We start from the raw sequence: 21216 nt of genomic DNA, 5'->3' as shown, positions 1-21216 counted from the left end.
CGATGCCAAAACACCCATCAGGTTCAACCCGAGCGACCGTTAGCGACCTTCGAGCAACTGCCCGGCCTGATCCAGCAGCGCCAGCGGATCCTGGGCCTTGTGAATGTCCACCGAGAGCAACTGGCGGAACTTGCGCGCCCCCGGAAAACCGGTGCCCAGCCCCAATACATGGCGAGTGATGTGGTGCATGGCGCCGCCCGTGGCCAGGTGCCTGGCGATATAAGGTCGCAACTGCGCCAACGCTTCGGCCCGGGAAATCACCGGTGCGGTGCTGCCGAACAACTGCTGATCCACCTCGGCCAGCAAGTAGGGGTTGTGATAGGCCTCGCGGCCCAGCATCACCCCGTCGAAAGTCTGTAGATGCTCATGGCAGGCTTCCAGGGTCTTGATGCCGCCGTTGAGGATGATTTCCATCTCGGGGAAATCCGCTTTCAAGCGTGCTGCCACGTCATAACGCAGGGGAGGAATGTCACGGTTTTCCTTCGGCGACAGCCCCTCAAGAATCGCGATCCGCGCATGCACGGTAAAGCTGGTGCACCCAGCTTCGCGCACCTGGCCGACGAAATCGCACAGTTGCTCATAACTGTCGCGGCCATTGATGCCGATCCGGTGCTTGACCGTCACCGGAATGCTCACCACATCGCGCATCGCCTTCACGCAATCGGCCACCAGGCCTGGATGCCCCATCAGGCAGGCGCCGATCATATTGTTCTGCACCCGATCACTCGGGCAGCCGACGTTGAGGTTCACCTCGTCGTAACCATGCTCCTGCGCCATCCGCGCACAAGCCGCCAGATCCGCCGGCGTACTGCCACCCAACTGCAACGCCAGGGGATGCTCGGACTCGTCGTGACGCAGAAAACGCTCATGATCGCCATTGAGCAACGCACCGGTGGTGACCATCTCGGTGTAGAGTAGGGCGTGCTTGGACAGCAGGCGCAGGAAGAAGCGGCAGTGGCGGTCAGTCCAATCCATCATCGGCGCCACGGAGAAGCGGCGAGACGGCTCGGAACGGGCAGGGCTAGTGTTTACGGGCGCTTCAGGTTTTTCGAAATTCATTGATACTGATCTTTTATACAGCAGTTTTTACCCATTTTTCCTTGTTTTCCGAGGTCGGTTGCTACAATGTAGCAAGCGAATTCGGCAATGTAGCAACTGGAAATGGGCACGATCACATCACGCAAACGCAAGGACAACTCGACGGCCTACACGGCGCAGATACGGATCAATCGGGACGGGCGGACAGTTTATCAGGAAAGCCAAACCTTCGACCGCAAGCAGGTCGCCCAGGCCTGGATCAAGCGCCGGGAGACGGAGCTGGCCGAGCCCGGCGCCATCGATCGCGCCAACCGCAAGGGTGTGACTGTCAGGAAGATGATTGAGCAGTACCTGGACGAGTACGAGAAGATCCGCCCGCTGGGGAAAACCAAGAGAGCCACGCTGAATGCGATCAAAGACACCTGGCTGGGGGATCTAGACGATTCGGCGCTCTCTAGTCAGAAACTGGTGGAGTTCGCTCAGTGGCGGATGGGCCAGGAGGGCGGCGGCGTGCAGGCGCAGACGGTCGGTAACGACTTGTCGCACCTGGGAGCGGTGTTGTCCGTGGCGCGGCCGGCGTGGGGCTATGAGGTGGATCCCCTGGCTATGCCTGACGCCCGTAAGGTGCTGCGTAAGCTCGGCATGGTCAGCAAAAGCAAGGAGCGCAACCGCCGGCCAACGCTGGAAGAGCTGGACAAGCTTATGGTGCATTTCTTCGAGATGCAGGCGCGCCGCCAAGCTCAGATCGACATGCCGAAGATGATTGCCTTCGCGATCTTCTCGACGCGCCGACAGGAAGAAATCACGCGGATCCGCTGGGACGATCTCGACTGTGCACGGCAAGCGGTCCTAGTGAGGGACATGAAAAACCCGGGGCAGAAAATTGGCAACGACGTCTGGTGTCACTTGCCAGATGAGGCCTGGGCGATCATACACACCATGCCTAAGGTGGAGAGGGAGATCTTTCCCTACAATGCCAAGTCGGTGTCAGCCTCCTTTACGCGGGCCTGCCCACTCCTGGGTATCGAGGACTTGCATTTTCATGATCTGCGGCACGAGGGGGTGAGTCGGTTATTTGAGATGGAATGGGACATCCCTAGGGTGTCGAGTGTCTCAGGACACAGAGATTGGAATTCACTTCGTCGATACACCCATTTGCGAGGGCTGGGGGACAAATATGCTGAATGGAAATGGTTGGAAAGGTGTTCTAACTAACTTCGTTGATAGCCAGGAAGGTGGCCCGTGGAGCACATTGTAAAGATAAATCTGGGACGTATTGGTCGAACGTCAGGTGAGGATGAACACTGGAAGATTATGATATATGGTGTCAAGCCGAGAGGCTACTAAACGAGATATCTTACGAGCACCGCGGTAGCGTGGTGAAGGTTAGTGTTGATTTAACCCCTATTGTTAGCTGGTATAAATTGAGTAAGGATAGGGCGCGCTATCATAGGAATCCTGCTGACTTTTCAGGTGTGGATGTTTCCTATCTTTGGGAAATGTCAGATATAGATCTCGTTCTTCGAGTTAGCGTTGAGGGAGAGGTCGGCGCAGGCCATCCTCATTTGTTTGCTGAAAAATACTTGTACGATATTTTCTTTATAATGAATATGTCTGTACCTGGCTCTTGCGAATTTCTAAATGTTAGGTTTTATAAAAGTGCTGATTCGGTACAGGTGTCGAGGGATGTGGCGCGGTTTAATCTTTCTTCTTACAATTTCGAGGAAGGGTATTTTGATTGTTTGAATGGTAAAACTTTCGCTCCTATAGAGTTGCCATTGGAGCAGGTGAACTCTTGGTATCAGCGCTTGGGCCTTGGCGTTAAGCAAAAGGCTGACAATCAAGTAGCAAGAGCGATATACGCTCTGTTGCATGTTTGTAAGTCTGATATTGATATTAATAGCATAATCTGGATATTTCATGCTTTGGAGTCAATTTACACTACTCGAGTCGGTGAAGGTGTACCAGGGATAGCTAATAGAATGATAGGGCTGATTGATCTAGATGTTTCAAAAAAGAAAGCTGTAACAAATAATTTGCGTAGTTTGTATAATTATCGAAGTGCATTTGTACATGGGGGCTATGAAGTGCATCATCCTATGGGTAGTGAAGTTCTTGATAAGAGATTAGACGCTGATAGGTTCGATATTTATGATGGTTGTAGGGTCGGCTTTAATTTGGTTGTTTTGTCTATTCAAAAATTGATTCAAAAAAACTGGTTTGGTTTGAGTGTGACTGAAACTGTTGTCGGTTTAGAGAAACCATGAGGGAACAGTAGGTGGGGAGCGGCTCCGCGCCTCCCCAGCTTTTATACTGTTCTAGTCATATCTGAAAGCTTCACGGTGGTGGTTCCGTTTGCCTATGTCAGATTTTGGTTGCGACGTAATTTTCGTACAGGTCTTAGTGCGCCGCTCTTCCCATTAACTGGTTTTGCTCCTTCTCGGCCTTCTCACGCTGTCGATCAATGTAATCAGCGAGGTCTTTTAGGTGTATCCCCAGCCCCGCCTTTTGGCTATTGGCACCTAAGCGCACTACTGGAATGTCAATCTCGCCGGCCAGGCGCTTTTGCTTGAACTTTTCCACAGTTAAATTCATGTAATCGGCACACACACGATCCAGGGGGATAACTGCTTGCCCGTTGTACTGCGCCATCAACAGGAAAAGAGTGTTCATGCAACCTCCTGGTTATCGTCTATCGTAGAGTGAATTGAATGCGCTTGCAGCCACGACTGGAACCTGTCCGTTGCCAATGGCCTTAAGTCGGTCCATCCGATGGGCCAGCCCATCAGCCACTCGGCCCATTCCGGGTTCAGATGACCACGATCCAACGCCATGACGGCGTGATCCAGGCGATCGTTCGAGCGATAGGCCCCGGATCTGCGCATCAATGCGGCAGGGGAGGATCTCTTTGCCATGCTCGCCACTAGCGTTGGCCATCGCTTGGTGGGTGTCTTCTGCGATCAGCCAGATCCGGTCCCGCTGATGAGGGGCGCCGAAGTCAGCTGCTCCGATAACACCCCATCGTGTCGACGTAGCGCGGTCGTACCTCATCGGTAATTCGTGCCATCTGCCGCCACAGTCCGGAGCGGGCTCCTGTGATGCCCAGACCTTTGCCTGCCGTCGAGATGTCTTGGCAAGGGAACCCTCCCGAAACCACGTCAACAAGGCCTCGCCATGGTCGTCCGTCAAAACTGCACACGTCAGACCAAATTGGGAAAGGCGGGAGCAATCCATCGTTTTGTCGTTGCGCCAGAGTCTGTGCGGCGCAGGCATCACGTTCAACGGCGCAGATGGTGCGCCATTCCAGCAGGTGGCCGCCGAGTATTCCGCCACCAGCGCCTGCGAAAAGAGCCAGCTCATTTATTGATCTTCCGGTGATGGTCGGTCTGATGCTGTGTGGCAGCCGTCGACAGCTCCGGCGGCGAATATGTCGGCGCGGAATGAGCCCTGCGGCTGGATGGATATCGGTTGTCTTACAAGGTGTTGAGCGGAGGTTGCGCTGGCCGGAATGGTGCGCAGCTGGGCATGGATGCGCATGGCCAGTTCGTCGATGGCTTCAGCTTGAGCGCCTGCTCGGGCCGCTTGGGACTGCGACTTCAGTGCGTTCAAGGTGCGTTGGGTCAGGCGCAGAGTCTCAGCGGCGCCGAGCAGCCTCTCGTAGTCCGCCCTGGTCACCGCCAGCCCGGTGTAGGAGGTGATCCGCTCCTCCAGCTTGACGATGTTGCGCTTGAGGTTGGCGATTGTGGTGAGGTGCTTGCGCTTCTCGGCCTCGCGCTGAATGGCGATCTCGTCGAGGTCGGCGCAAAGATCCCGTACCTTGGTGAAGTGTGCGGCGTCGCGTTCCGCTAGGCCGATTTCTTTACCTTGATCGAGCGCACGTCGACGGGCGATGCCGAACAAGTAGGGTAGGGCGGTCAAAAGGAACAGCAAGGCGATCCCGGCGGAAAGTGCGTATTGATGCGGTTGCATTTGGTGTGCTCCAAGTTAGCCCACCGCCGAGTGAGGTGAGAGTCGGTGGTGGGCTGGTTGCCCCTGATGACCGGGGCCGCCTGATTCAAACGGTATGCGAGGCTTGTTCAGCCTGGCCGTCGAAGTACTGGGCGAGGTTGTGCAGGTAGATCACGTGCTGTGCCTTCGCTGAGTTGTGCAGCTTGTTCAGCTTCAGCTCGATCTCGCCCTTGTTGATCAGCTCCCTGAATCGCCGATCCGAGCCGATGTGAGGAAAGTACCGCTCCCTCACAGCGGTCAGCGTTGGGCATGGGGTGCTCCACTCGCTGCGCAGTTGATCTAGCGTGCTCATGTTCGCTCCCCAGGCCCCTCTTGGCCGGGCCGGAGCTTGGCGCGCACGGCTGCGGCGAGGTGCTCTTTGCTGGAGCCGGTGGCCGCAGCGCAGACCTCGCCCTGGTCGTTGGTCACGACCGCGCCGAAGGGGCGCTCAGGGTTGGTGGTAGTGATGACGTAGGCGATCTGGCCAATCAGCAGGACATTGTCCACGCTCTCCTGCGCTTCCATGAGGGCGAGGGCCTCTTCCGACTGGGCGCCGGAGTCAGCTCGGCCATTGGCCAGGTTCTGCAGGAAGTCCCGCAAGGACTGACGCTTGGTTGCCAGTTTGCGAGGCAGGGTCAGCGAGCTGGCGAGCGGTCCCATCGTCACCTTGACGTGGTGAGTGGTGTTGTCGTTTTCGACGTAGATTTGTGCATCCAGCGTGGCCTCGGGGCGCTGCAGTTTGCAGGTCACGGTGCCGCCGTGTTCCAGAGTGCGTTCGAGCACCATGACCCGGCTGAGTGGGATATTGAACTCGCTCATACGGCACCCCCTGTGCAGGGAATGGCGTGGGCTTTGCCAGTGCTAGAGACGACAACCTGCATGCCAGTGCGGTGCTGGAACGCCTGAATCTTAGCCAGGCTGCTGCAGGCGGTGGGACGTATCAGAACCGCTCCGGGTCCGTTGTACTGTGCTGTTTTCATGGGGCCGTGTCCTTGATGTGAGAGGCTGACGCGACCTGAAATTAGCAAAAGCTAATTGGTTATTCAATAGCAAACGCTAAATTATCTGGGTGTGGCTGTGCCCCAGCACTTGAGCCGGTTGATCACAGCAAGTGAGGGGCTATATCTTTTTTGCGTTCCAGACGAGCAGTACGCGTGCCTGAATATGCATGCGATCAATCATCGACTCGTCGATAGTGATGGGTGGGTAAACGGGGTTGTCCGAAATCATTCGGAGCTGTCCGCCGGTCAGGCGCTGGAGGCGCTTGATGTACAAGTCGCCGTCAAGCGTGAATACGTAGATGGCATCAGTCTTCACCTGAGTGATGCCGCGATCTACAAGCAAGGCATCCCCATCGGAGAACGTGCCGGACATGCTGTCACCGTCACCGGTGATGATCGCGAGGTTGTCGATCTTCGAGAAGCTGAGACCCTGCATCCTCAACCAATCAAGGTGAACGGTCATATCGCGGATGACTTCAATGTGCATTCCCGGGGCTGCCTTGCCATGCCCCATGGATGCCGCAATGTCGAGATGCGGGATCAGTACGAAGTTCTTGTCTTTGGCCGACCTGCTAGGTAGGCGAACCACGTTGTCTGAGGTTGCGGTGAGGGGCTCCTGCGAGGGGGGAGATGTCAGCGTCCCTGCTGTGAGCCCGATCTTTAGCTCGAGAGTCAGAGCAGCCTTTTCCCCCAGCTTGCGATGGCCATTCAGCAGTTGTGATAGGTACGACGCATCCAGGTCGTGAGCCTCAGCGAATTCCTTCTGGCTCAGGGGACCCATGATCTTGCGGAGGGAGGCGATACGCCTTTCGTTGATATCCATTCGGTGATGATTGCTTTCCGTTAGCAAACAGTAAATTACGAGATGCTATTGTTTTGTTTATTAGCAATTGCTAATCTCGCCGCCAATGGAGGTGTCTATGACGCTTAGCGAGTACTTAAAAACGATGGACAAGGAAGGGCTTGAGGTTTTCGCGGGTCACTGTGGAACGTCGGTTGGCCAGTTAAAGCAGGTGGCCTACGGGAACCGTCGCGCTAGTGCAGGCCTGGCTGTCAGCCTGGATCGGGAAACGAGCGGGGTGATTCGTTGCGAAGCGCTTCGACCGGACATCGATTGGGCATATCTAAGACAAGTAAAAAAATAGGGTGCTGGACTGGGGACTCTCACCTCCCCAGTCCAGCTACGACACAGCACAGCACAGTACGGTCGTGGTCGTAGGATAGGGCTTGCCTGATCCCATGACTACACCGTTAAACGAGGATTAACGGTTATGAGTCGCATCGACAATCAGCCGGACGCCAGTCCGGCTCTCTCCCTGCGGCACGCGCTCTGGCGCGCAGGTCGCGAATACAAAGGTGGTATTACCCGCCTGGCTTTTGAGATGGGCATGGATTTGGATGCCCTGCAGAAGAAGCTGAAGCACGATGAAGAGCGTCGCTGGCTTACGCCTGACGAGCTTGAAGAGGTGTTGCAGTGGACCTCTGACAAGCGCGTGCTGGATGCCTTGGGGAGGGCTGCCGGGGTGGTCTGGTACCGCCCGCAGCCAGTTCCGGCAACCAATGAGCAACTGAAAGCAGTTGGCTTGCTGCTCAACGAGGCAGCGGAGTTTGTCAGTAGTATGCACGAAGGTGCCGCGGACAACGTGTGGGAGCCTCATGAAGTTCAGAGGCTGGAAGCCTGCGGGATGGACGTTATCCGTCAGGTGCTTGCGATCACTGCGGGTGCGCGCCAAGCCATGGAGGATCAGGCCAATGGCTGACGCTATCGATCTCGCCAACGATCAGGCTGAATACTTTCTGCAGGTTTCGCTGCTGCGCCATGCTCGCAAGGTTGCCAAGCCAAGTTCACAGTTCTGCGATGACTGCGACGAGCCGATCCCGCTTGCCCGTCAGCAGTCGGTTGCGGGCTGTGAAACCTGCATCAGTTGCCAGGAACTACGGGAGCGACGCAGATGAGCGAGCGTCCAACTCCTACCACAGCTGATTGGGCGCGGCGTTACATTGAAACCTTCGGTCTTGCCCTGGTTCCGATTGAACCAGGTGAGAAGGGGCCAAAGGGTAACGGCTGGAACAAACCCGGTGGCTACTTCACTGATGCCTCGACGGCGGAGGCGTTCTGGAATGCAAGCCCGAGCCACAACCTCGGCGTTGTGCTCGGGCCGAGTCGTGTCTGTTCGCTTGATGTCGATGATGTCGAGTTTACGCGGCAGGTACTGCAGCAGACGCTGGGCCTTGACGTCGATGCAATCGCGGTGGCGTACCCGACCTCTGTGGGCAATCCTGCGCGATTTCGCGTCATGTTTCGTGTTCCTGACGGGGTGGAGCTGAGCCGCCATTCGCTGGTGTGGCCGAACAAGAATGACCCTGATGGCACCATCTACAAAGGGCTCATGGCGCAAGTAAAGGCGGCCATCGACGAGGGCGATGCCGCACGCGAGGCCGCTTTCCGAATGGCGGCTGAGCCCTTCAAGAAAGTGACTGTTTTCGAGCTGCGGGGCGGTCTGGTGCAGGACGTGCTGCCACCATCCATTCACCCAGGTACCCGTAAGCCATATACGTGGCGCACCCCGCCAGCAGCTGATGGCTTGCCGGAGTTGCCTGCTGAATTATTGGCCATCTGGCAAGGATGGGATGAATTCAAGCCCAAGGCAGAGGCCGTTTGCCCCTGGAAGCCAAAGCCGGCGATGACCCCGACTCGTCCTGCAGCCAAGACGTCACCGGCTGCAGCTCGTTCCGGCGACCGGCTTCCCGAAGTCATCCCTGAATTCAATCGCTACCATGACATCGCCACGTTGATCGAGGCACATGGGTACAAGCGCATCGATGGGAAGTGGTTGTGCCCGCAAAGCAGCAGCGGGGAACCGGGTGTGACCATCAACGATGACAAGCTGTATTCGCACCATACTTCCGATCCGTTGGCCAACGGGCACAAGAACGATGCATTCGATGTGTTCTGTATTCTCGAGCATGGTGGTGATGTGCGTTCCGCCACCAAGGAAGCGGCGCGCCTGCTTGGCCTGGGTGGTCAGTCTAGGCCTCCCTCGCCACCCCCGTTGGGAGAGGCGAGGCCAGTGGCCGATGACCTTCCCCGCGCCCCTTCCGGTGAGCAGGTGTTGGCAGGAGTGGAATCATTGCCTGCGACTGCTGTACCGGATTACGAACCTCCTCCCGGCGCCCCTTCTCCGGAGTGGCCGGAAGATGATTACCAGCCCGGCTCACACACCCCCGGGGGCACGGGGGGCTTTCGGATCAGCGAGCAGGAGTTGTTGCGCGATTTCGTGGTGATCTACGGGTCTGACGTCGCCTGGGATTGTGCCCGGGGGCGAATGATCAAGCTGCCCGCCATCCGTGAGGCGGTCGGGCGTACTACATACAAGTGGTGGCAGGAGAGCGAGCACCGCCGCATGGCTCAGGATGTGGTGTTTGATCCGACTGAGACCTGCAATCCGATGATGTTGAACCTGTTCGATGGGTTCCACGCTGAGCGGGATGAGCGCGGGAAGGAGGGTTGCCAGCTGATCCTCAAGCACTTGGGGCTGCTGTGCAACAACCGCGCGGATGAGTACCGATTCCTATTGAAGTGGATCGCCTACCCGCTGCAGAACCCTGGCGCGAAGATGGCTACGGCGGTGGTGATGTTCGGTGCCGAGGGACCAGGCAAAAGCCTGCTGTGGGAAAAGGTGGTGCGTGAGATCTATGGTGCCTACGGTACTACCATCGGGCAGGCGCAGCTGGAGAGCCAGTTCACCGGCTGGCAGAGCCGTAAGCTGTTCGCTTTGGCTGAAGAGGTGGTGAGTCGTGAAGAGATGCGGCACTACAAGGGGGTGCTAAAGCACCTGGTCACAGGAGAGACACTGCAGATCAATGAGAAGAACATGCCGGTGAGGGAGGAGAGGAACCACCTCAACTTCGTGTTCCTTTCCAACTCCACCGTGCCGCTGGCTCTTGATGATGGGGACCGTCGGTACCTGGTGTTGTATGTGGATCGGGTCCCGCCCAAGGAGTACTTCGAGGCCCTGGTGAACGAGATCGAGTCAGGGGGTATCGCTGCGTTCTATGAATACCTGATGGGACTTGATTTGACAGGTTTCAGCCCCCATACAAAACCACCCCTCAATGAGGAAAAGCAGGGGCTGATTGATGGAAGCCTACCGGCGCCACGGTACTTCGTGCGTCGATGGCTAGCCGGGGAGACAGAGTTTCCGGTGACCGCTGCTGTCACCCAGGACGACTTGTGGCGCGCCTTCTGTAAGTGGTGTGACGGTGCGAACGAGTTCAAGCGAAGGCAACGCGACTTCACGCAGGAGGCTGTGAGGGATTTGAAGCAGGCAAGAACCGATATTCGCTACCCCACGAAAGGGGATCAGTTCATCACGAAGCGGATCTATGTCACGCCATCTTTCTTGGCCGAGAAGGGAGAGTTGGGGCGCGATTGGGCAGGCAAGGCCGGGCTGGAATGCCGTAAGTTTACGACGGCTTTCGACCGCCATGTTCTGCCCCCGCCGGGACCTTTCTGATTCCGACATTCCGACACTATTCCGACAACGTTCCGACAGGGTTATGCCCAATAAAATCGGGCATTCCGACATTCCGACAGAGTTTTTGAAAGTCCTCATGTGCACGTGCGCACACCTACATACGTAAGGCTTTCTCAAAATACCTGTCTGATTGTCTGAGTTTAGCGTTAAAGCATTGAGTTTAAAGGGATTTAACATTCCGACAGAGTTCCGACAAAAGTTCCGACATAAACCAGAAGCGTAGGAAGGCAAAAAATGGCTATTTACACCGTAGAAAATGGACAACTGAAACGTGTTGCCGAGCAGTTGGAGGAGTACTCGGGGCAGCAGTGGGAAGACACCTGGGATGGCGACGATTACTTGAAGTCCATGGGTTTTCATCTCTGGGACGATGCTAAAGACGTGTACCGCCACTACCAGCGTTCGGCTGAAACCTCCTTCAAACAACTGCCAGAGGTTCTACACATCTTCGACGTTCAAGCCCATGACGGCGTGATTGACTACATCCTGGTGAGTGATCACTTGCCTGACTACCTGGCAGTTATTGCCATGCTTGAGCCGATGTGCAACCGCAATGCGGAATTGAAAAGAGAAGTCGAAGCTGAAAGGACTTCGGGTCGCCGGAAGTAAGGGGCTGCATATGCTTGCTGACGTCGAGAAGTTGATGCGCCATTGGGCGGAACAGCGTGCCCGGCTCGGTCTCGGGTCTGGCCTGGGCAGTCAGATGGGCAGCATCATGGAGTGGAAGGGCGCCGCGCCTCGCGGTGGTGCTGCTGGCTCCAGCATCCTGGTGGCGGGTGCTGGACTTGATCACGCTGCAGCTGAAGTTGATGCCGCAGTGGCCGAACTGAGGCGTCGCGACAAGCGCGGCGAAGTCTTGGCGCGACTGGCGGTGTTTCGCTACCTGCATGAAGCACCGGTGCGGGAACAAATGCGCCAGGTTGGGTTGGCTGAAGACGCCGACCGCACCTATCGCAACTGGGTCAAAGCGATGCATCTGCAGGTGCAAGGCATCCTGGCGGCGCGGTTAGGTCCAGATCGAGCCCATACCGTTCGTCGGGTGCCAATGCTACTTGTGTGCAACATTGAAGCTACATAGCCCCCACATTGCAACGTACCGAAAATTGCCTCTTTTCGGTTTTTCCGGTCAGGGGTAAAAAGTCGCCACGATATGACAAGTGCGCTTAGGCGCTTCCCCCACAAGCACTGTGCTGTGCAACCCGCTCCGACCAGTCGGGGCATCGAGAACCCTGCCACCCGGCGGGGTTTTCTTTTTCCAGCGCCGTGCTTTGCCAATGAGGCCTACATGAATAGCGAGCAACAAACGTTAGCCGAGCTGCCGATCTGGATGGTGATCGTGCTGTCCCTGGTCGGCGGCGTATCGGGAGAGATGTGGCGGGCGGACAAGGCGGGTGCTCGTGGTTGGGGGCTGGTCCGCCGGCTGGCTTTGCGCTCGGGTGCCTGTGTCACCTGCGGGTTGTCGACCAACATGCTGTTGTATGCCCTCGGGGTTTCGGTGTGGGCGGCAGCATCGGTCGGCTGCCTAACCGCAATGGCCGGTGCCGATGTCGCGATCAGCCTCTACGAACGCTGGGCTGCGAAGCGGCTGGGCCTCGGGCAGGTGCCACCTAGCAGCGAGGCAGGGCAATGACCCGACCAGGGGGAGGGGGCCGATTTTCTGGGTCCTCCCCCCGGCCCGCCCCCTACACGGGTGCGCAGACTCGCGGGTTCCCTGCAGCTGAGATTTCGGCAGGGATGTCCGTCTTTTCAAGGACTTAGAAATGGGGATGACAGTCAGCAAGGTCGAGCTCGGCGAGATCGTCGGTCGAGACGAACGCACGTTGAGCCGTTGGCAGAAGGAAGGCATGCCGGTGATCGAGTTCGGCGTGGGGCGTGGCAACGAAAACCAGTACGACACCCAGGCGGTGATCGAATGGCTGATGCGCCAGGCCGCATTGAACGGCAAGAAGGAATCCACCCGCGACCGACTCGACAGGCTGCGCGGAGATCGCGAAGAACTGGCGTTGGCCAAGGACTTGGGTGAAGTCGTGATCGAAGCCGAGATGGTCGAGCGCTTCGAAGCGGTGATCACCGCGGCCAAGATCGAGCTGCTGAATACCTTCCCTGATGAGCTGGCGGCAACCCTGTCCGCGCAGTACGGCGTGCAGGTTGATGACCTGCTGATCCGCGCGCCCATCGAATCAATACTGAGGAGGTTGTCCGCGTATGACGAGGATGACGATCTCGCTGGGGATCCTGACGAGCCGGACGACGAGGAGGGCTCTGAGGAAGACGGCGAGTAAAGCGATGGGCCGGGTCTGCCGCAAGTGGGCGCCACCCCCGCGCATGAGCATCATCGAGTGGGCGGACAAGTTCCGCTGGCTCGCACCGGAAGAAACGGCACGTCCCGGCAAATACCGGTTCGACGTGACGCCGCACCTGACTTGGCCAGGCGGCCCGCTGGAGGCGCTGGACGATCCGACCGTCAGCGAGATTGTGGGCCGTAAGTCGGCGCAGGTGGCCTGGACGTCGGGCGTGCTGGGCAATGCCCTGGGCAAGTGGATCGACCTCGATCCTTCGCCAATCCTGGTGCTGTTCCCCAAGGCCGAGGCGGCCAAGCAGTATGTCGGCGAGAAGCTCGAGCCGATGATCGAGGCCACGCCGCGGCTGCGCAAGAAAGTCGACCTGCGCAGCCGTAAGCTGCAGCAGCGCCAGGACTTCAAGCGCTTCCCCGGCGGCTTCCTGAAAATGGTCGGCTCCAACAGCCCGGCCAGCGTGAAATCGACGCCGGTTCCGCGGGTTGCAATCGAAGAGCCCGACGACTGCAACCTGAACCTGCGGGGGCAGGGGGACAGCATCAAGCTGGCCAAGGAGCGCCTCAAGACGTTCCGCCGGTCGAAGATCATCATCGGCGGCACCCCGACCATCAAAGGGCTGTCGGCGATTGATGCCGAGTTGGAACTGTCGGACAAGCGCGTGGGCCTGGTCCCATGCCACGGCTGCGGCCAGGCGCATGCGCTGAGCTTTGACCACCTGCACTGCGACGAGGACGAGCACTACTTCCACGAGGTGTACGGCAAGCGCCGCCCGGAAACGGCGTACTACGCATGCCCTCACTGCGGCGAGATCTGGGATGACCACCAGAAGAACGCCAACCTCAAGCGTGGGCGCTGGGAGGCAACTGCCGAGTTCCGCGGCATCGCCGGCTACATCCTCAACGAGCTGTATGCCACGTTCCATGGCTCGCGTTTCGAAGTGCTGATGGAGAAGAAGCTGCAGGCCGAACACGCGGCGTCGCTGGGCAACATCGGCCCGATGATCGCCTTCACCAACAGCTCGATGGGCGAGAGCTATGAGTACAAGAACAACGCTCCGAAAACGGACGAACTGGAGAAGCGTGCCGAACCCTACGCCGAGTTGACTGCCCCGAAGGGCACGCTGCTGGTCACGGTCGGTGTCGACGTCCAGGGCGACCGCCTCGCGCTGGTCATCGTGGGTTGGGGGCGAGGGGAGGAGTCCTGGCGGTTGTACTGGGGCGAGCTGCCCGGCAACCCGATCGACCCGAATGATGGGGTGTGGACCGAGCTTGACCGGATCATCGCCACGCCGATCCCCACCGAGAGCGGTGCGCAACTGGCCGTGTCGGCGGTCAGCATCGACAGCTCCGACGGTAACACCAGCGACGCGGTGTACACCTACGTACGGGATCGCCAGCGCTTCAACATCATGGCGATCAAGGGCGCGTCCATCGACAGCCGGGACCGGGAGATCTTCACCAAGCCGGCCCAGTCGGCGGACACCACCCAGGACAACACCAAGGCCGCCAGGTATGGCCTGCGTGTATTCATCGTCGGTACCCACAAGGCCAAGACGCTGATCGATGGCCGGATGCGCCTCAAGGGCAGCGGGCCCGGGCGTATGCACTGGTACAGCGAGATCCGCGCGGACTACTACGAGCAGGTGACCAACGAAGTCCTGGCGCCGCACCCGCGCAACCCCAGCAAGATGGTCTGGCAGAAGAAGGCCGGCCGGCGCAACGAGGCGCTGGACTGCGAGGTGTACGCCTTACACGCGGCCCGCAGCCTGAAGACCCACCTGCTGCGCGACAACGAATGGGACCAGCTGGAGCAGCAACTGCTGCAGCCCACCCTCTTCACTACTGAACAGGCGGTGGCGCCGATTCCTCGTCGCGTGGTTTCGCGCGGCAGGGGCACACGGAGCCGCGTCAGCTAACCGAGGTTCACCATGACAGATGCACAACAACGCCTTGCCGAAGTCCGGGCGGCGATCTCGCGCGTCCTGAAGAACGGCCAGCGGCTGCGTCGGCAGGATCGCGAGGTCCAGCTGGCCGAGCTCAACAGCTTGCGCTTGCTGGAGAAACAGTACGCCGAAGAGGTTGCCGCAGAGCAGGCAACGCTTCAGGGCAGGGGCCGCAACCGCATTTCCTACGTGGGGATCTGACCATGTGGCCGTTCAGTAAACGGGAGTCGGCTGCCGAGCAGCTGATGACTGAAGCGATCCGCGTGGCCAGGGCATCGGTCGATGGGCAACAGATCGTCGCCCAGGGCGGCGGCGGTGGGGTTGAAACCCGTTGGCGCGGCGCGTCACGGGTATTGCGCAGTGTAGCCAGCTGGCTGCCTGGCCTTGGCAGCCCACGGCGCGACTTCAATCAGAACGAGCGCCGGATGCTGGTGGCGCGCTCCCGTGATGCCATGCGTAACCACCTGGTGGCCCGCGCGGCCATCACGCGGCTACGCACCAATGTCGTCGGCACTGGGCTGGTCTGCCGCGCCCAGGTCGACCATGAAGCGCTGGGCCTGACCGAAGAGGAGGCCGAACAACTCAACGCTCAACTGGATCGGTTGTGGTCGCTGTATGCCGATGACCCGAGGGAGTGCGATGCCGAAGCGACGCTCAACCATTACCAACTGCAAGCCCTGGTGCTGGTGTCGTCGATGGTGGCGGGTGACGTGTTCGTGGCCAGTCCGGACCAGGAGCGCCCCGGTTGCATCTTCAGTACGCGGCTGCAGCTGATCGAGTCCGACCGTGTCGGCAACCCGAACGGCGGCATGGACCGCGCGGACCTGGTGGAAGGGGTCGAGTTCGACGGGCTGGGTTCGCCTGTGGCGTACCACGTGTGCTCCGGCTACCCCGGCGAGCATCTGGCGGGTAAGGCGCTGCATTGGGAGCGGCTGACCGTGTTCGGTGCTGAGACTGGGCGGCGTCGCGTGCTGCATGTCATGGCCGACAAGGAGCGGCCTGGGCAGAAGCGCGGAGTACCGTACCTGTCCCCGGTGCTGGAGCCCCTGCAGAAGCTGGAGCGCTACAGCAGCGCCGAGCTGATGGCGGCGGTGATCTCGGCGATGTTCACCGTGTTCATCAAGAAGAGCAACGACTTCAACACCAGCAACCTGCCGATGTCGGCTCTGACTGAAGAACAGCCCGGAGGTGACGACACCTCTGATGGCACGCTCGCCCTGGGTGAAGGCGCGATCGTGGACCTCGGCGTGGGCGAGGAGCCGATGGTGGCCAACCCCGGCCGCCCCAACGCCCAGTTCGACCCGTTCTTCACCGCGGTGGTGAAGGAGATCGGCGCGGCACTGGAACTGCCGCTGGAAGAGCTGCTGTTGCACTACAGCAGCAGCTACAGCGCTGCCCGTGCCGCGATGCTCCAGGCCTGGCGCTTCTACAGCTTGCGCCGCTGGTGGTTGGCCTGCGACTTCTGCCAGCCGAGCCGCGAGCTGGTCATCGATGAGGCCGTGGCCAGGGGGCTGATTGACCTGCCCGGATACAACGCTCCGGCTAGGCGCAAAGCCTATTGCCAAGCCATCTGGATCGGCCCGGCGCGTGGCGCCATAGATGAGCTCAAGGAAGCCAACGCTGCCGGCAAGCGTATCGAGATCGGCGTGAGCAACGAGACCCTGGAAACGGCGGCCATGACCGGTGAACCGTGGCAGCAAGTGATCCGCCAGCGTACTCGCGAGGTTGCCTACCGCCGTGAGCACAACATGCAGGCCCTGCCCAAGAGTGGGCTCGAAACCCCGCCTGACCCCAAACCCGAAGAGGAATAGAAATGCCTCGAGCACTTGAGCTGGCTGCCTCGCAGCCCTGGCTGATGCTGCCTGACGCGCTGGATAACCTGCTGACCATCTCCGACCGCATGGGCGATCCGGTGGCGCTGGCGACCAAGCGCGGCGAGCAGTTGGAGGACACCCGCAGGGTGACCATGCGCAACGGCGTGGCAGTGGTGCCAGTCGTTGGGCCGATTTTCCGCTACGCGAACCTGTTCACCGAGATCAGCGGTGCAACCAGCACGCAGATCCTGGCCACGGACATTCAGCGAGCGCTGGATGACCCCAAGGTCAGGTCGATCGTACTCAACATCGACAGCCCCGGCGGTGTTGCGTCGGGCATCAACGAGCTGGCCGAGATGATCTACGCCGGCCGCGCGCGCAAACGCATCGTCGCGTACATCGGCGGTATCGGAGCCAGCGCAGCCTACTGGATCGCCTCGGCAGCCAGCGAAATCGTCATCGACGAAGCCAGCCTGGCCGGCAGCATCGGCGTCGTTGTTGAAGCGGTAGTCGAGAACGAGAAGGTGAGCGGGCGGACTCGTTACCAGATCGTCAGCCGCAATGCCCCCAACAAGCGCCCGGACCTCAACACCGAGGAAGGCCGGGCGAAGCTGGGCGAGACCATCGACGCCCTGGGCGAAGTCTTCGTGGGCAAGGTTGCCCGTAACCTCGGCGTGACTGCCGAGAAGGTGCCCGAGATGGGCGATCACGGCGGGATCCGCGTCGGTGCCGACGCCGTCAAGCACGGCCTGGCCCATCGCGTGGGCTCGCTGGAATCCCTGATTACTGAACTGGCCAAGCCGGCCCTCAACTCCCCAAGGATACACACCATGACCACCGTCACTACCACGGCAGAACTGCGCACGGCGATTGCAGCTGGCACCGACCCCAACACCATCGAGATCGCTCAGGCGGCCGAGGCTGCCACCGCCGAGCGTGAGCGCATCAAGGGCATCAACGCCCTGGCCGCCAAAGGCTTCGAGAAGGAAGTCGGGGCGGCCATCGACGATGGCAGCTCTGTAGAAGCCACCGCCCTGGTGCTGTTCAAGGCGGCCCAGGACCGCGGTATCTCGCTGGCTGCCATCAAGGGCGATGCCCAAGGCGTCACCAGCACTTCCCCATCCACTGACAGCAAGCAAGCTGACCGCAAAGCCGCTGTCAGCGCCATTGTGGCCGGCGCGTCGCGCCGCTGAAGGAGAGTTTCATGAGCAACCCCGAACGCAAGACCTACCTGCCGAGCCAGCTCTCGGCGGGCGACTTCCCCATCGTGATGGACACCGGCGTTATTGCCGCTGGCCAGAAGCTGGCCCGCGGTGCGGTGCTGGGCCAGGTCACCACCACCAGTGAGTACCTGCTGTGCAAGGCCGCTGCCGAGGACGGCTCGCAGACGCCCGCGGTGATCCTCGACCAGGACGTCGACACCACCGACGGCGCCAAGAGCGCGCCGATCCGTCTGACCGGCCAGGTGCTGGGCAGCCAACTCACCTTTGGCGAGGGCCTGACCCTGGCCGCTGCGAAGGCCGCTCTGCGTCCTCTCTGCCTTTTCATTCGTTGATCGGAGCACCCATGACTGACATTTTCGACACCCTGACCATGCTGGAAGCCGTCGAGCAGATGGTGACGCCGCGGCGCTTCCTCATGAACACTTTCTTCAACGGCGGCGCTCCCGAGACCTTCGGCACTGAAACGGTCTCCATCGACATCGTGAAGGGCCAGCGCAAGATGGCGCCGTTCGTACACCCGACCCTGCCAGGCAGCGTATCGCAGCGTACCGGCATCAACTCGTCGACCTACAAGCCGCCGTACATTCAGCCGAAGCGCGAAACCCGTGCTGAGCTGATCCTGAAGCGCGGTGCGGGCGAGAATCCATTCTCGACACGCACTCCGCTTGAGCGAGCCGGTGAGCTGCTCGGCCGTGACCTGGTGGACCTCGATGACGAGATCACTCGCCGCGAGGAGTGGATGTGCGCCCAAGCGCTGACGACCGGGCGTATCCGGGTAGTCGGCGACGGTGTGGATGACACCATCGACTTCCTCATGGAAGACACCCACAAGGTCACGCTTGCCACCGGGCGTTGGAACACCGCCGGCTCTGACCCGATCGCCAATATGCGCCAGTGGCGCCGTCTGATTGCCAAGGATTCCGGTCGATCGGCAAACGTAGGTGTGTTGAGCGCCGAGGCGCAGGATGCCTTCCAAAGCAATGAGACGGTGCTGAAACAGCTGAACAGCCGGCGCGTGGACATGGGGCTGATCAAGCCTGAAGAACTGCCGGACGGGGTGACCTACCTCGGCTACCTCAACGATCCGGGCATCGATCTGTACGTCTACGACGAGTGGTACCTGGACGCAACCGGCAACGAGCAACCGGTGATTCCAGCTGGCGGCTTGATTCTGGGTTCCACCTCGACCCGCAACGCCATGCTCTACGCGGCCGTTCAGGATCTGGAAGCCATCGAGAGCGGCCTGGTCGAAGCGGCGCGCTTCCCCAAGAGCTGGGTCACCAAGGAGCCGAGCGTGCGTTGGCTGAAGCTCCAGTCGGCTCCTCTGGCCGGCATGCTGGAACCGAATGCTTTCCTCTACGCGAAGGTGGTGTGACATGGCTGCGAAAACGGAATACGTAGTGGTGGACGGTTGTCTTCAGGACGGCGCCAAAGTGACCCGCCAAGGTGAGGTCTACGAACCGCCCAGCAAGGAAGTCGCCGAGCTGCTGGTGGCCGAAGGCAAGATCGCTCGCCGCGGCCAGCTGCCGAAAGGTGATCAGGACGGCGGTGACTGACGTGGGCTTCCGCGATCAGGTGGCGGGCATGGATGCTGCGCTACTGGAAGAGCTGGGGGATGAGGTCGAGATTGAGGGTTTCGACGAGCCGGTGAAGGGGTTCATGTCCGTGCCGTGGCAGCAGCCAAAGGTCGGCACGATCAACACCGGCCTTCGTCAACCCGTCTTCTCCGTGCGTGTGGGTGACGCCGCGGGCATCAAGGAAGGTCAGCAGCTGGTCTGCGATCTGGCGCCTGCGGATGGCGGTGGACGATACGTCATCGCCAAGCGTGACCCGGACGGCACGGGCTGGATCAATTTCGCTTTACGGGAGGTTCGATGAATGTCGGCAGCTATCACAAGCAGTCCTCCGACACCGGCCTGATCACACTGCAGGCGAACCCTCGACAGGTGAAGGGGTTCGAGCAGTTTGCCGGGCTGGTGCCCAAGGCGATCAACACAGCCCAGCGGCGGGCCATCAACAAGACCTTGCGCTGGCTGCGGACCCATGTCGCGCGTTCGGTAGGCCAGCAGGAGCGCATTGCCATCGCGGCGGTGCGGCAGCGCCTGCGCGCCTACACGGTGGGCAGCAACGGGCAGGGCAGACTCTGGTTTGGCCTCAACCCGATCGAGGCCAGCCGTGCTGGCCGGGTCAGGCAGACCCGCGCAGGCGTCTCGGTGGCGGGGCGGCGATATCAGGGCGCGTTCTATCGGCAGGTGTACGGCGGCAATCCAGACATCTGGATCCGCACGGCCAGCAAGCACTTCAGAGCGAGCGACTATCCCGAGAGCGAGGTTTCGAAAGCGGGTGGGGCCAGCTCGGGCTGGATCGCCGAGAACGACAGTCGTTTCCCGCTGGCCAAGGCCAAGATCTCACTCGAGGCGGTGAGGCCTCACTTCAGCGCATGGACGAACAAGGCTCACCAGCGGTTGCTGGTGGTGATGGAACAGGAGCTGAACTTCGAAATGCACAAACTCTTACGGAGAACTGGTAATGGCTGATGATCCGATCCCTCTGGCGAGGGTGTACGCCGCGATGGAGCAGGCCATAGCTCAGGCTATTCCTGGTCTGCACTACGTGGGCACGATGCCCGGAATGCTTCAAGCCATCGCCGTCCCTGGGATTGTTCTGGAGCTGTCCGGGTTCGAGCCCGCTGACTATGACCCAGGCACGGGCGAGGTAGCGATCGAGGCGCGTTTCGAGGCACGGGCTATCGTCGGTGCCGAGCATGACGATCATCTACACGTCGCGGCGTTTATCGCTGCTCAGCTGGCGGTGCTGCTGCGTATGCAAACCTGGGGGATAGAGGTTGAGCCGGCCCAGCTGGTGCGGGCTGAACCCGACTGGAGCAGGCCAGAGCTGGACGGGCTGGCGGCTTGGGTGGTCGAGTGGACCCAGGTCATCTACCTCGGTGAAGAAGAGTGGCCCTGGCCCAATCAGCCACCAGGCTCGCTTGTCTGGGGTTTTGTTCCCGACACCGGCCCGGGTGGTGAAGGCAACTATCTGCCACCGGAGGCCATGGAGTGAGCTATGTATCGGCAATGCACGACCGCATGCTGGCCTGCCTGGTAATTCCTTGTCGGGTGGTCGCGGTCGACCTCGCCGCCGCCATGGTCCGGGTTTCGGACGGCAGCGGTTGGACCAGTGCCTGGGTGCGTTGGCACAGCCAGGCGGCGGGTAAGGCGCGTCACTGGCGGGCACCAAGCCTGAATGAGCAGGGTGTCCTGATCAGCCCGAGCGGCGAGCCCGCTCAGGGCACCTTCGTGCCGGGGCTGTACGGCAACGCCGGTGCCCAGCCGGACAACCGCGACCACGTCGAGACCTGGCGCTTCGACGATGG

At 60.2% G+C, this 21216-nt stretch carries 28 protein-coding genes; 21 read left to right on the top strand and 7 right to left on the bottom strand.

Features of this window, described 5'->3' with window-relative positions; all coding sequences use genetic code 11:
• Positions 1-39 precede the first annotated feature (39 nt).
• Complete coding sequence (dusA, locus tag CRO75_RS24820) at positions 40-1059, bottom strand: tRNA dihydrouridine(20/20a) synthase DusA (RefSeq protein WP_097138876.1); 1020 nt, start codon at positions 1057-1059, stop codon at positions 40-42.
• Between the two features lie 102 nt (positions 1060-1161).
• Here dusA and CRO75_RS24815 point away from each other — a divergent pair, with 102 nt between their 5' ends.
• Both CRO75_RS24815 and CRO75_RS32665 read left to right on the top strand, forming a co-directional pair.
• Entirely contained in the window at positions 1162-2253 is a 1092-nt protein-coding gene (locus CRO75_RS24815) for a site-specific integrase (RefSeq protein WP_097138874.1), read from the top strand.
• Between the two features lie 164 nt (positions 2254-2417).
• Entirely contained in the window at positions 2418-3305 is an 888-nt protein-coding gene (locus tag CRO75_RS32665) for a hypothetical protein (protein ID WP_143504054.1), read from the top strand.
• Between the two features lie 133 nt (positions 3306-3438).
• On the opposite strand, the gene CRO75_RS24810 is transcribed toward CRO75_RS32665, so the two are convergent.
• The 6 genes from CRO75_RS24810 to CRO75_RS24785 form a co-directional block, all read right to left on the bottom strand.
• Complete coding sequence (locus CRO75_RS24810; protein ID WP_097138871.1) at positions 3439-3711, bottom strand: pyocin activator PrtN family protein; 273 nt, start codon at positions 3709-3711, stop codon at positions 3439-3441.
• A gap of 325 nt (positions 3712-4036) precedes the next feature.
• Complete coding sequence (locus tag CRO75_RS33335; protein ID WP_345789172.1) at positions 4037-4345, bottom strand: DNA cytosine methyltransferase; 309 nt, start codon at positions 4343-4345, stop codon at positions 4037-4039.
• Positions 4346-4398: 53 nt separating this feature from the next.
• The gene (locus CRO75_RS24800) at positions 4399-5007 is read right to left on the bottom strand and encodes a hypothetical protein (protein WP_345789171.1); all 609 of its coding nucleotides are present in this window, start codon (positions 5005-5007) and stop codon (positions 4399-4401) included.
• 85 nt (positions 5008-5092) lie between these two features.
• On the bottom strand, positions 5093-5338 hold the full coding sequence (locus tag CRO75_RS24795; RefSeq protein WP_097138869.1) for a pyocin activator PrtN family protein: 246 nt from the start codon (positions 5336-5338) through the stop codon (positions 5093-5095).
• Positions 5335-5844 carry a hypothetical protein gene (locus CRO75_RS24790; protein WP_097138868.1) on the bottom strand — a complete coding sequence of 170 codons (510 nt, stop codon included), beginning with the start codon at positions 5842-5844 and terminating at the stop codon, positions 5335-5337. Before CRO75_RS24790 ends, CRO75_RS24795 begins: the two co-directional genes overlap by 4 nt.
• Positions 5845-6144: 300 nt before the next feature.
• Complete coding sequence (locus CRO75_RS24785) at positions 6145-6849, bottom strand: LexA family transcriptional regulator (RefSeq protein ID WP_097138866.1); 705 nt, start codon at positions 6847-6849, stop codon at positions 6145-6147.
• Between the two features lie 97 nt (positions 6850-6946).
• Here CRO75_RS24785 and CRO75_RS24780 point away from each other — a divergent pair, with 97 nt between their 5' ends.
• From CRO75_RS24780 to CRO75_RS24690, 19 genes are all read left to right on the top strand, one after another.
• On the top strand, positions 6947-7171 hold the full coding sequence (locus CRO75_RS24780; protein ID WP_097138864.1) for a YdaS family helix-turn-helix protein: 225 nt from the start codon (positions 6947-6949) through the stop codon (positions 7169-7171).
• Positions 7172-7297: 126 nt separating this feature from the next.
• Positions 7298-7786 (top strand): phage regulatory CII family protein, encoded by a 489-nt coding sequence (locus tag CRO75_RS24775; RefSeq protein ID WP_097138862.1) that lies wholly within the window; start codon positions 7298-7300, stop codon positions 7784-7786.
• Positions 7779-7982: a TraR/DksA C4-type zinc finger protein gene (locus CRO75_RS24770; RefSeq protein ID WP_097138860.1), complete on the top strand. Its 204-nt coding sequence runs from the start codon at positions 7779-7781 to the stop codon at positions 7980-7982. The genes CRO75_RS24775 and CRO75_RS24770 overlap by 8 nt, the downstream gene beginning before the upstream one ends.
• Complete coding sequence (locus CRO75_RS24765) at positions 7979-10543, top strand: bifunctional DNA primase/polymerase (RefSeq protein WP_097138858.1); 2565 nt, start codon at positions 7979-7981, stop codon at positions 10541-10543. The genes CRO75_RS24770 and CRO75_RS24765 overlap by 4 nt, the downstream gene beginning before the upstream one ends.
• A 255-nt stretch (positions 10544-10798) precedes the next feature.
• On the top strand, positions 10799-11173 hold the full coding sequence (locus CRO75_RS24760) for a hypothetical protein (protein WP_097138856.1): 375 nt from the start codon (positions 10799-10801) through the stop codon (positions 11171-11173).
• Positions 11174-11183: 10 nt separating this feature from the next.
• Entirely contained in the window at positions 11184-11642 is a 459-nt protein-coding gene (locus CRO75_RS24755) for a hypothetical protein (RefSeq protein WP_097138854.1), read from the top strand.
• 207 nt (positions 11643-11849) lie between these two features.
• Positions 11850-12194, top strand: a complete 345-nt coding sequence (locus CRO75_RS24750; protein ID WP_097138852.1) for a phage holin family protein — start codon at positions 11850-11852, stop codon at positions 12192-12194.
• 130 nt (positions 12195-12324) lie between these two features.
• Positions 12325-12846, top strand: coding sequence for a terminase small subunit (locus tag CRO75_RS24745; protein WP_097138850.1), 522 nt, complete (start codon positions 12325-12327; stop codon positions 12844-12846).
• Positions 12847-12889: 43 nt separating this feature from the next.
• Positions 12890-14776 (top strand): terminase gpA endonuclease subunit, encoded by a 1887-nt coding sequence (locus tag CRO75_RS24740; RefSeq protein WP_177323797.1) that lies wholly within the window; start codon positions 12890-12892, stop codon positions 14774-14776.
• Between the two features lie 12 nt (positions 14777-14788).
• Complete coding sequence (locus CRO75_RS24735; protein WP_097138848.1) at positions 14789-15004, top strand: hypothetical protein; 216 nt, start codon at positions 14789-14791, stop codon at positions 15002-15004.
• Between the two features lie 2 nt (positions 15005-15006).
• Positions 15007-16614 (top strand): phage portal protein, encoded by a 1608-nt coding sequence (locus CRO75_RS24730; protein WP_097138846.1) that lies wholly within the window; start codon positions 15007-15009, stop codon positions 16612-16614.
• Between the two features lie 2 nt (positions 16615-16616).
• A complete protein-coding gene (locus tag CRO75_RS24725) occupies positions 16617-17810 on the top strand; it encodes a S49 family peptidase (RefSeq protein WP_097138844.1) in 1194 nt (397 codons plus the stop codon).
• An 11-nt stretch (positions 17811-17821) separates the two neighbouring features.
• Positions 17822-18172: a head decoration protein gene (locus CRO75_RS24720; protein ID WP_009047514.1), complete on the top strand. Its 351-nt coding sequence runs from the start codon at positions 17822-17824 to the stop codon at positions 18170-18172.
• A gap of 11 nt (positions 18173-18183) precedes the next feature.
• Entirely contained in the window at positions 18184-19215 is a 1032-nt protein-coding gene (locus CRO75_RS24715) for a major capsid protein (RefSeq protein ID WP_097138842.1), read from the top strand.
• A gap of 1 nt (position 19216) precedes the next feature.
• Complete coding sequence (locus tag CRO75_RS24710) at positions 19217-19396, top strand: hypothetical protein (protein WP_097138840.1); 180 nt, start codon at positions 19217-19219, stop codon at positions 19394-19396.
• A gap of 1 nt (position 19397) precedes the next feature.
• Positions 19398-19718, top strand: coding sequence for a hypothetical protein (locus tag CRO75_RS24705; RefSeq protein WP_097138929.1), 321 nt, complete (start codon positions 19398-19400; stop codon positions 19716-19718).
• Entirely contained in the window at positions 19715-20377 is a 663-nt protein-coding gene (locus CRO75_RS24700) for a hypothetical protein (protein ID WP_097138838.1), read from the top strand. Before CRO75_RS24705 ends, CRO75_RS24700 begins: the two co-directional genes overlap by 4 nt.
• Entirely contained in the window at positions 20370-20903 is a 534-nt protein-coding gene (locus tag CRO75_RS24695) for a hypothetical protein (RefSeq protein WP_097138836.1), read from the top strand. Before CRO75_RS24700 ends, CRO75_RS24695 begins: the two co-directional genes overlap by 8 nt.
• A partial coding sequence (locus tag CRO75_RS24690; protein ID WP_143504051.1) for a phage baseplate assembly protein V occupies positions 20900-21216 on the top strand: 317 nt, incomplete at its 3' end. The genes CRO75_RS24695 and CRO75_RS24690, both read left to right, overlap by 4 nt.

Origin of the sequence: Pseudomonas sp. LAMO17WK12:I10 (genome assembly GCF_900215185.1) — a bacterium.
GTDB lineage: Bacteria > Pseudomonadota > Gammaproteobacteria > Pseudomonadales > Pseudomonadaceae > Aquipseudomonas > Aquipseudomonas chlororaphis.
Note: the sequence above shows the minus strand (reverse complement) of the source record. Positions and strands in the feature narration are given on the sequence as shown.

Coding starts and splice junctions, on each gene's coding strand:
- CRO75_RS24725 (WP_097138844.1), top strand. CDS start 16,617: ATGCCTCGAGCACTTGAGCTGGCTGCCTCGCAGCCCTGGCTGATGCTG.
- CRO75_RS24745 (WP_097138850.1), top strand. CDS start 12,325: ATGGGGATGACAGTCAGCAAGGTCGAGCTCGGCGAGATCGTCGGTCGA.
- CRO75_RS24740 (WP_177323797.1), top strand. CDS start 12,890: ATGAGCATCATCGAGTGGGCGGACAAGTTCCGCTGGCTCGCACCGGAA.
- CRO75_RS24770 (WP_097138860.1), top strand. CDS start 7,779: ATGGCTGACGCTATCGATCTCGCCAACGATCAGGCTGAATACTTTCTG.
- CRO75_RS24795 (WP_097138869.1), bottom strand. CDS start 5,338: ATGAGCACGCTAGATCAACTGCGCAGCGAGTGGAGCACCCCATGCCCA.
- CRO75_RS24755 (WP_097138854.1), top strand. CDS start 11,184: ATGCTTGCTGACGTCGAGAAGTTGATGCGCCATTGGGCGGAACAGCGT.
- CRO75_RS24810 (WP_097138871.1), bottom strand. CDS start 3,711: ATGAACACTCTTTTCCTGTTGATGGCGCAGTACAACGGGCAAGCAGTT.
- CRO75_RS24760 (WP_097138856.1), top strand. CDS start 10,799: ATGGCTATTTACACCGTAGAAAATGGACAACTGAAACGTGTTGCCGAG.
- CRO75_RS24780 (WP_097138864.1), top strand. CDS start 6,947: ATGACGCTTAGCGAGTACTTAAAAACGATGGACAAGGAAGGGCTTGAG.
- CRO75_RS24750 (WP_097138852.1), top strand. CDS start 11,850: ATGAATAGCGAGCAACAAACGTTAGCCGAGCTGCCGATCTGGATGGTG.
- dusA (WP_097138876.1), bottom strand. CDS start 1,059: ATGAATTTCGAAAAACCTGAAGCGCCCGTAAACACTAGCCCTGCCCGT.
- CRO75_RS24715 (WP_097138842.1), top strand. CDS start 18,184: ATGACTGACATTTTCGACACCCTGACCATGCTGGAAGCCGTCGAGCAG.
- CRO75_RS24700 (WP_097138838.1), top strand. CDS start 19,715: ATGAATGTCGGCAGCTATCACAAGCAGTCCTCCGACACCGGCCTGATC.
- CRO75_RS24815 (WP_097138874.1), top strand. CDS start 1,162: ATGGGCACGATCACATCACGCAAACGCAAGGACAACTCGACGGCCTAC.
- CRO75_RS24720 (WP_009047514.1), top strand. CDS start 17,822: ATGAGCAACCCCGAACGCAAGACCTACCTGCCGAGCCAGCTCTCGGCG.
- CRO75_RS24735 (WP_097138848.1), top strand. CDS start 14,789: ATGACAGATGCACAACAACGCCTTGCCGAAGTCCGGGCGGCGATCTCG.
- CRO75_RS24710 (WP_097138840.1), top strand. CDS start 19,217: ATGGCTGCGAAAACGGAATACGTAGTGGTGGACGGTTGTCTTCAGGAC.
- CRO75_RS24790 (WP_097138868.1), bottom strand. CDS start 5,844: ATGAGCGAGTTCAATATCCCACTCAGCCGGGTCATGGTGCTCGAACGC.
- CRO75_RS24730 (WP_097138846.1), top strand. CDS start 15,007: ATGTGGCCGTTCAGTAAACGGGAGTCGGCTGCCGAGCAGCTGATGACT.
- CRO75_RS24695 (WP_097138836.1), top strand. CDS start 20,370: ATGGCTGATGATCCGATCCCTCTGGCGAGGGTGTACGCCGCGATGGAG.
- CRO75_RS24765 (WP_097138858.1), top strand. CDS start 7,979: ATGAGCGAGCGTCCAACTCCTACCACAGCTGATTGGGCGCGGCGTTAC.
- CRO75_RS24775 (WP_097138862.1), top strand. CDS start 7,298: ATGAGTCGCATCGACAATCAGCCGGACGCCAGTCCGGCTCTCTCCCTG.
- CRO75_RS24800 (WP_345789171.1), bottom strand. CDS start 5,007: ATGCAACCGCATCAATACGCACTTTCCGCCGGGATCGCCTTGCTGTTC.
- CRO75_RS24785 (WP_097138866.1), bottom strand. CDS start 6,849: ATGGATATCAACGAAAGGCGTATCGCCTCCCTCCGCAAGATCATGGGT.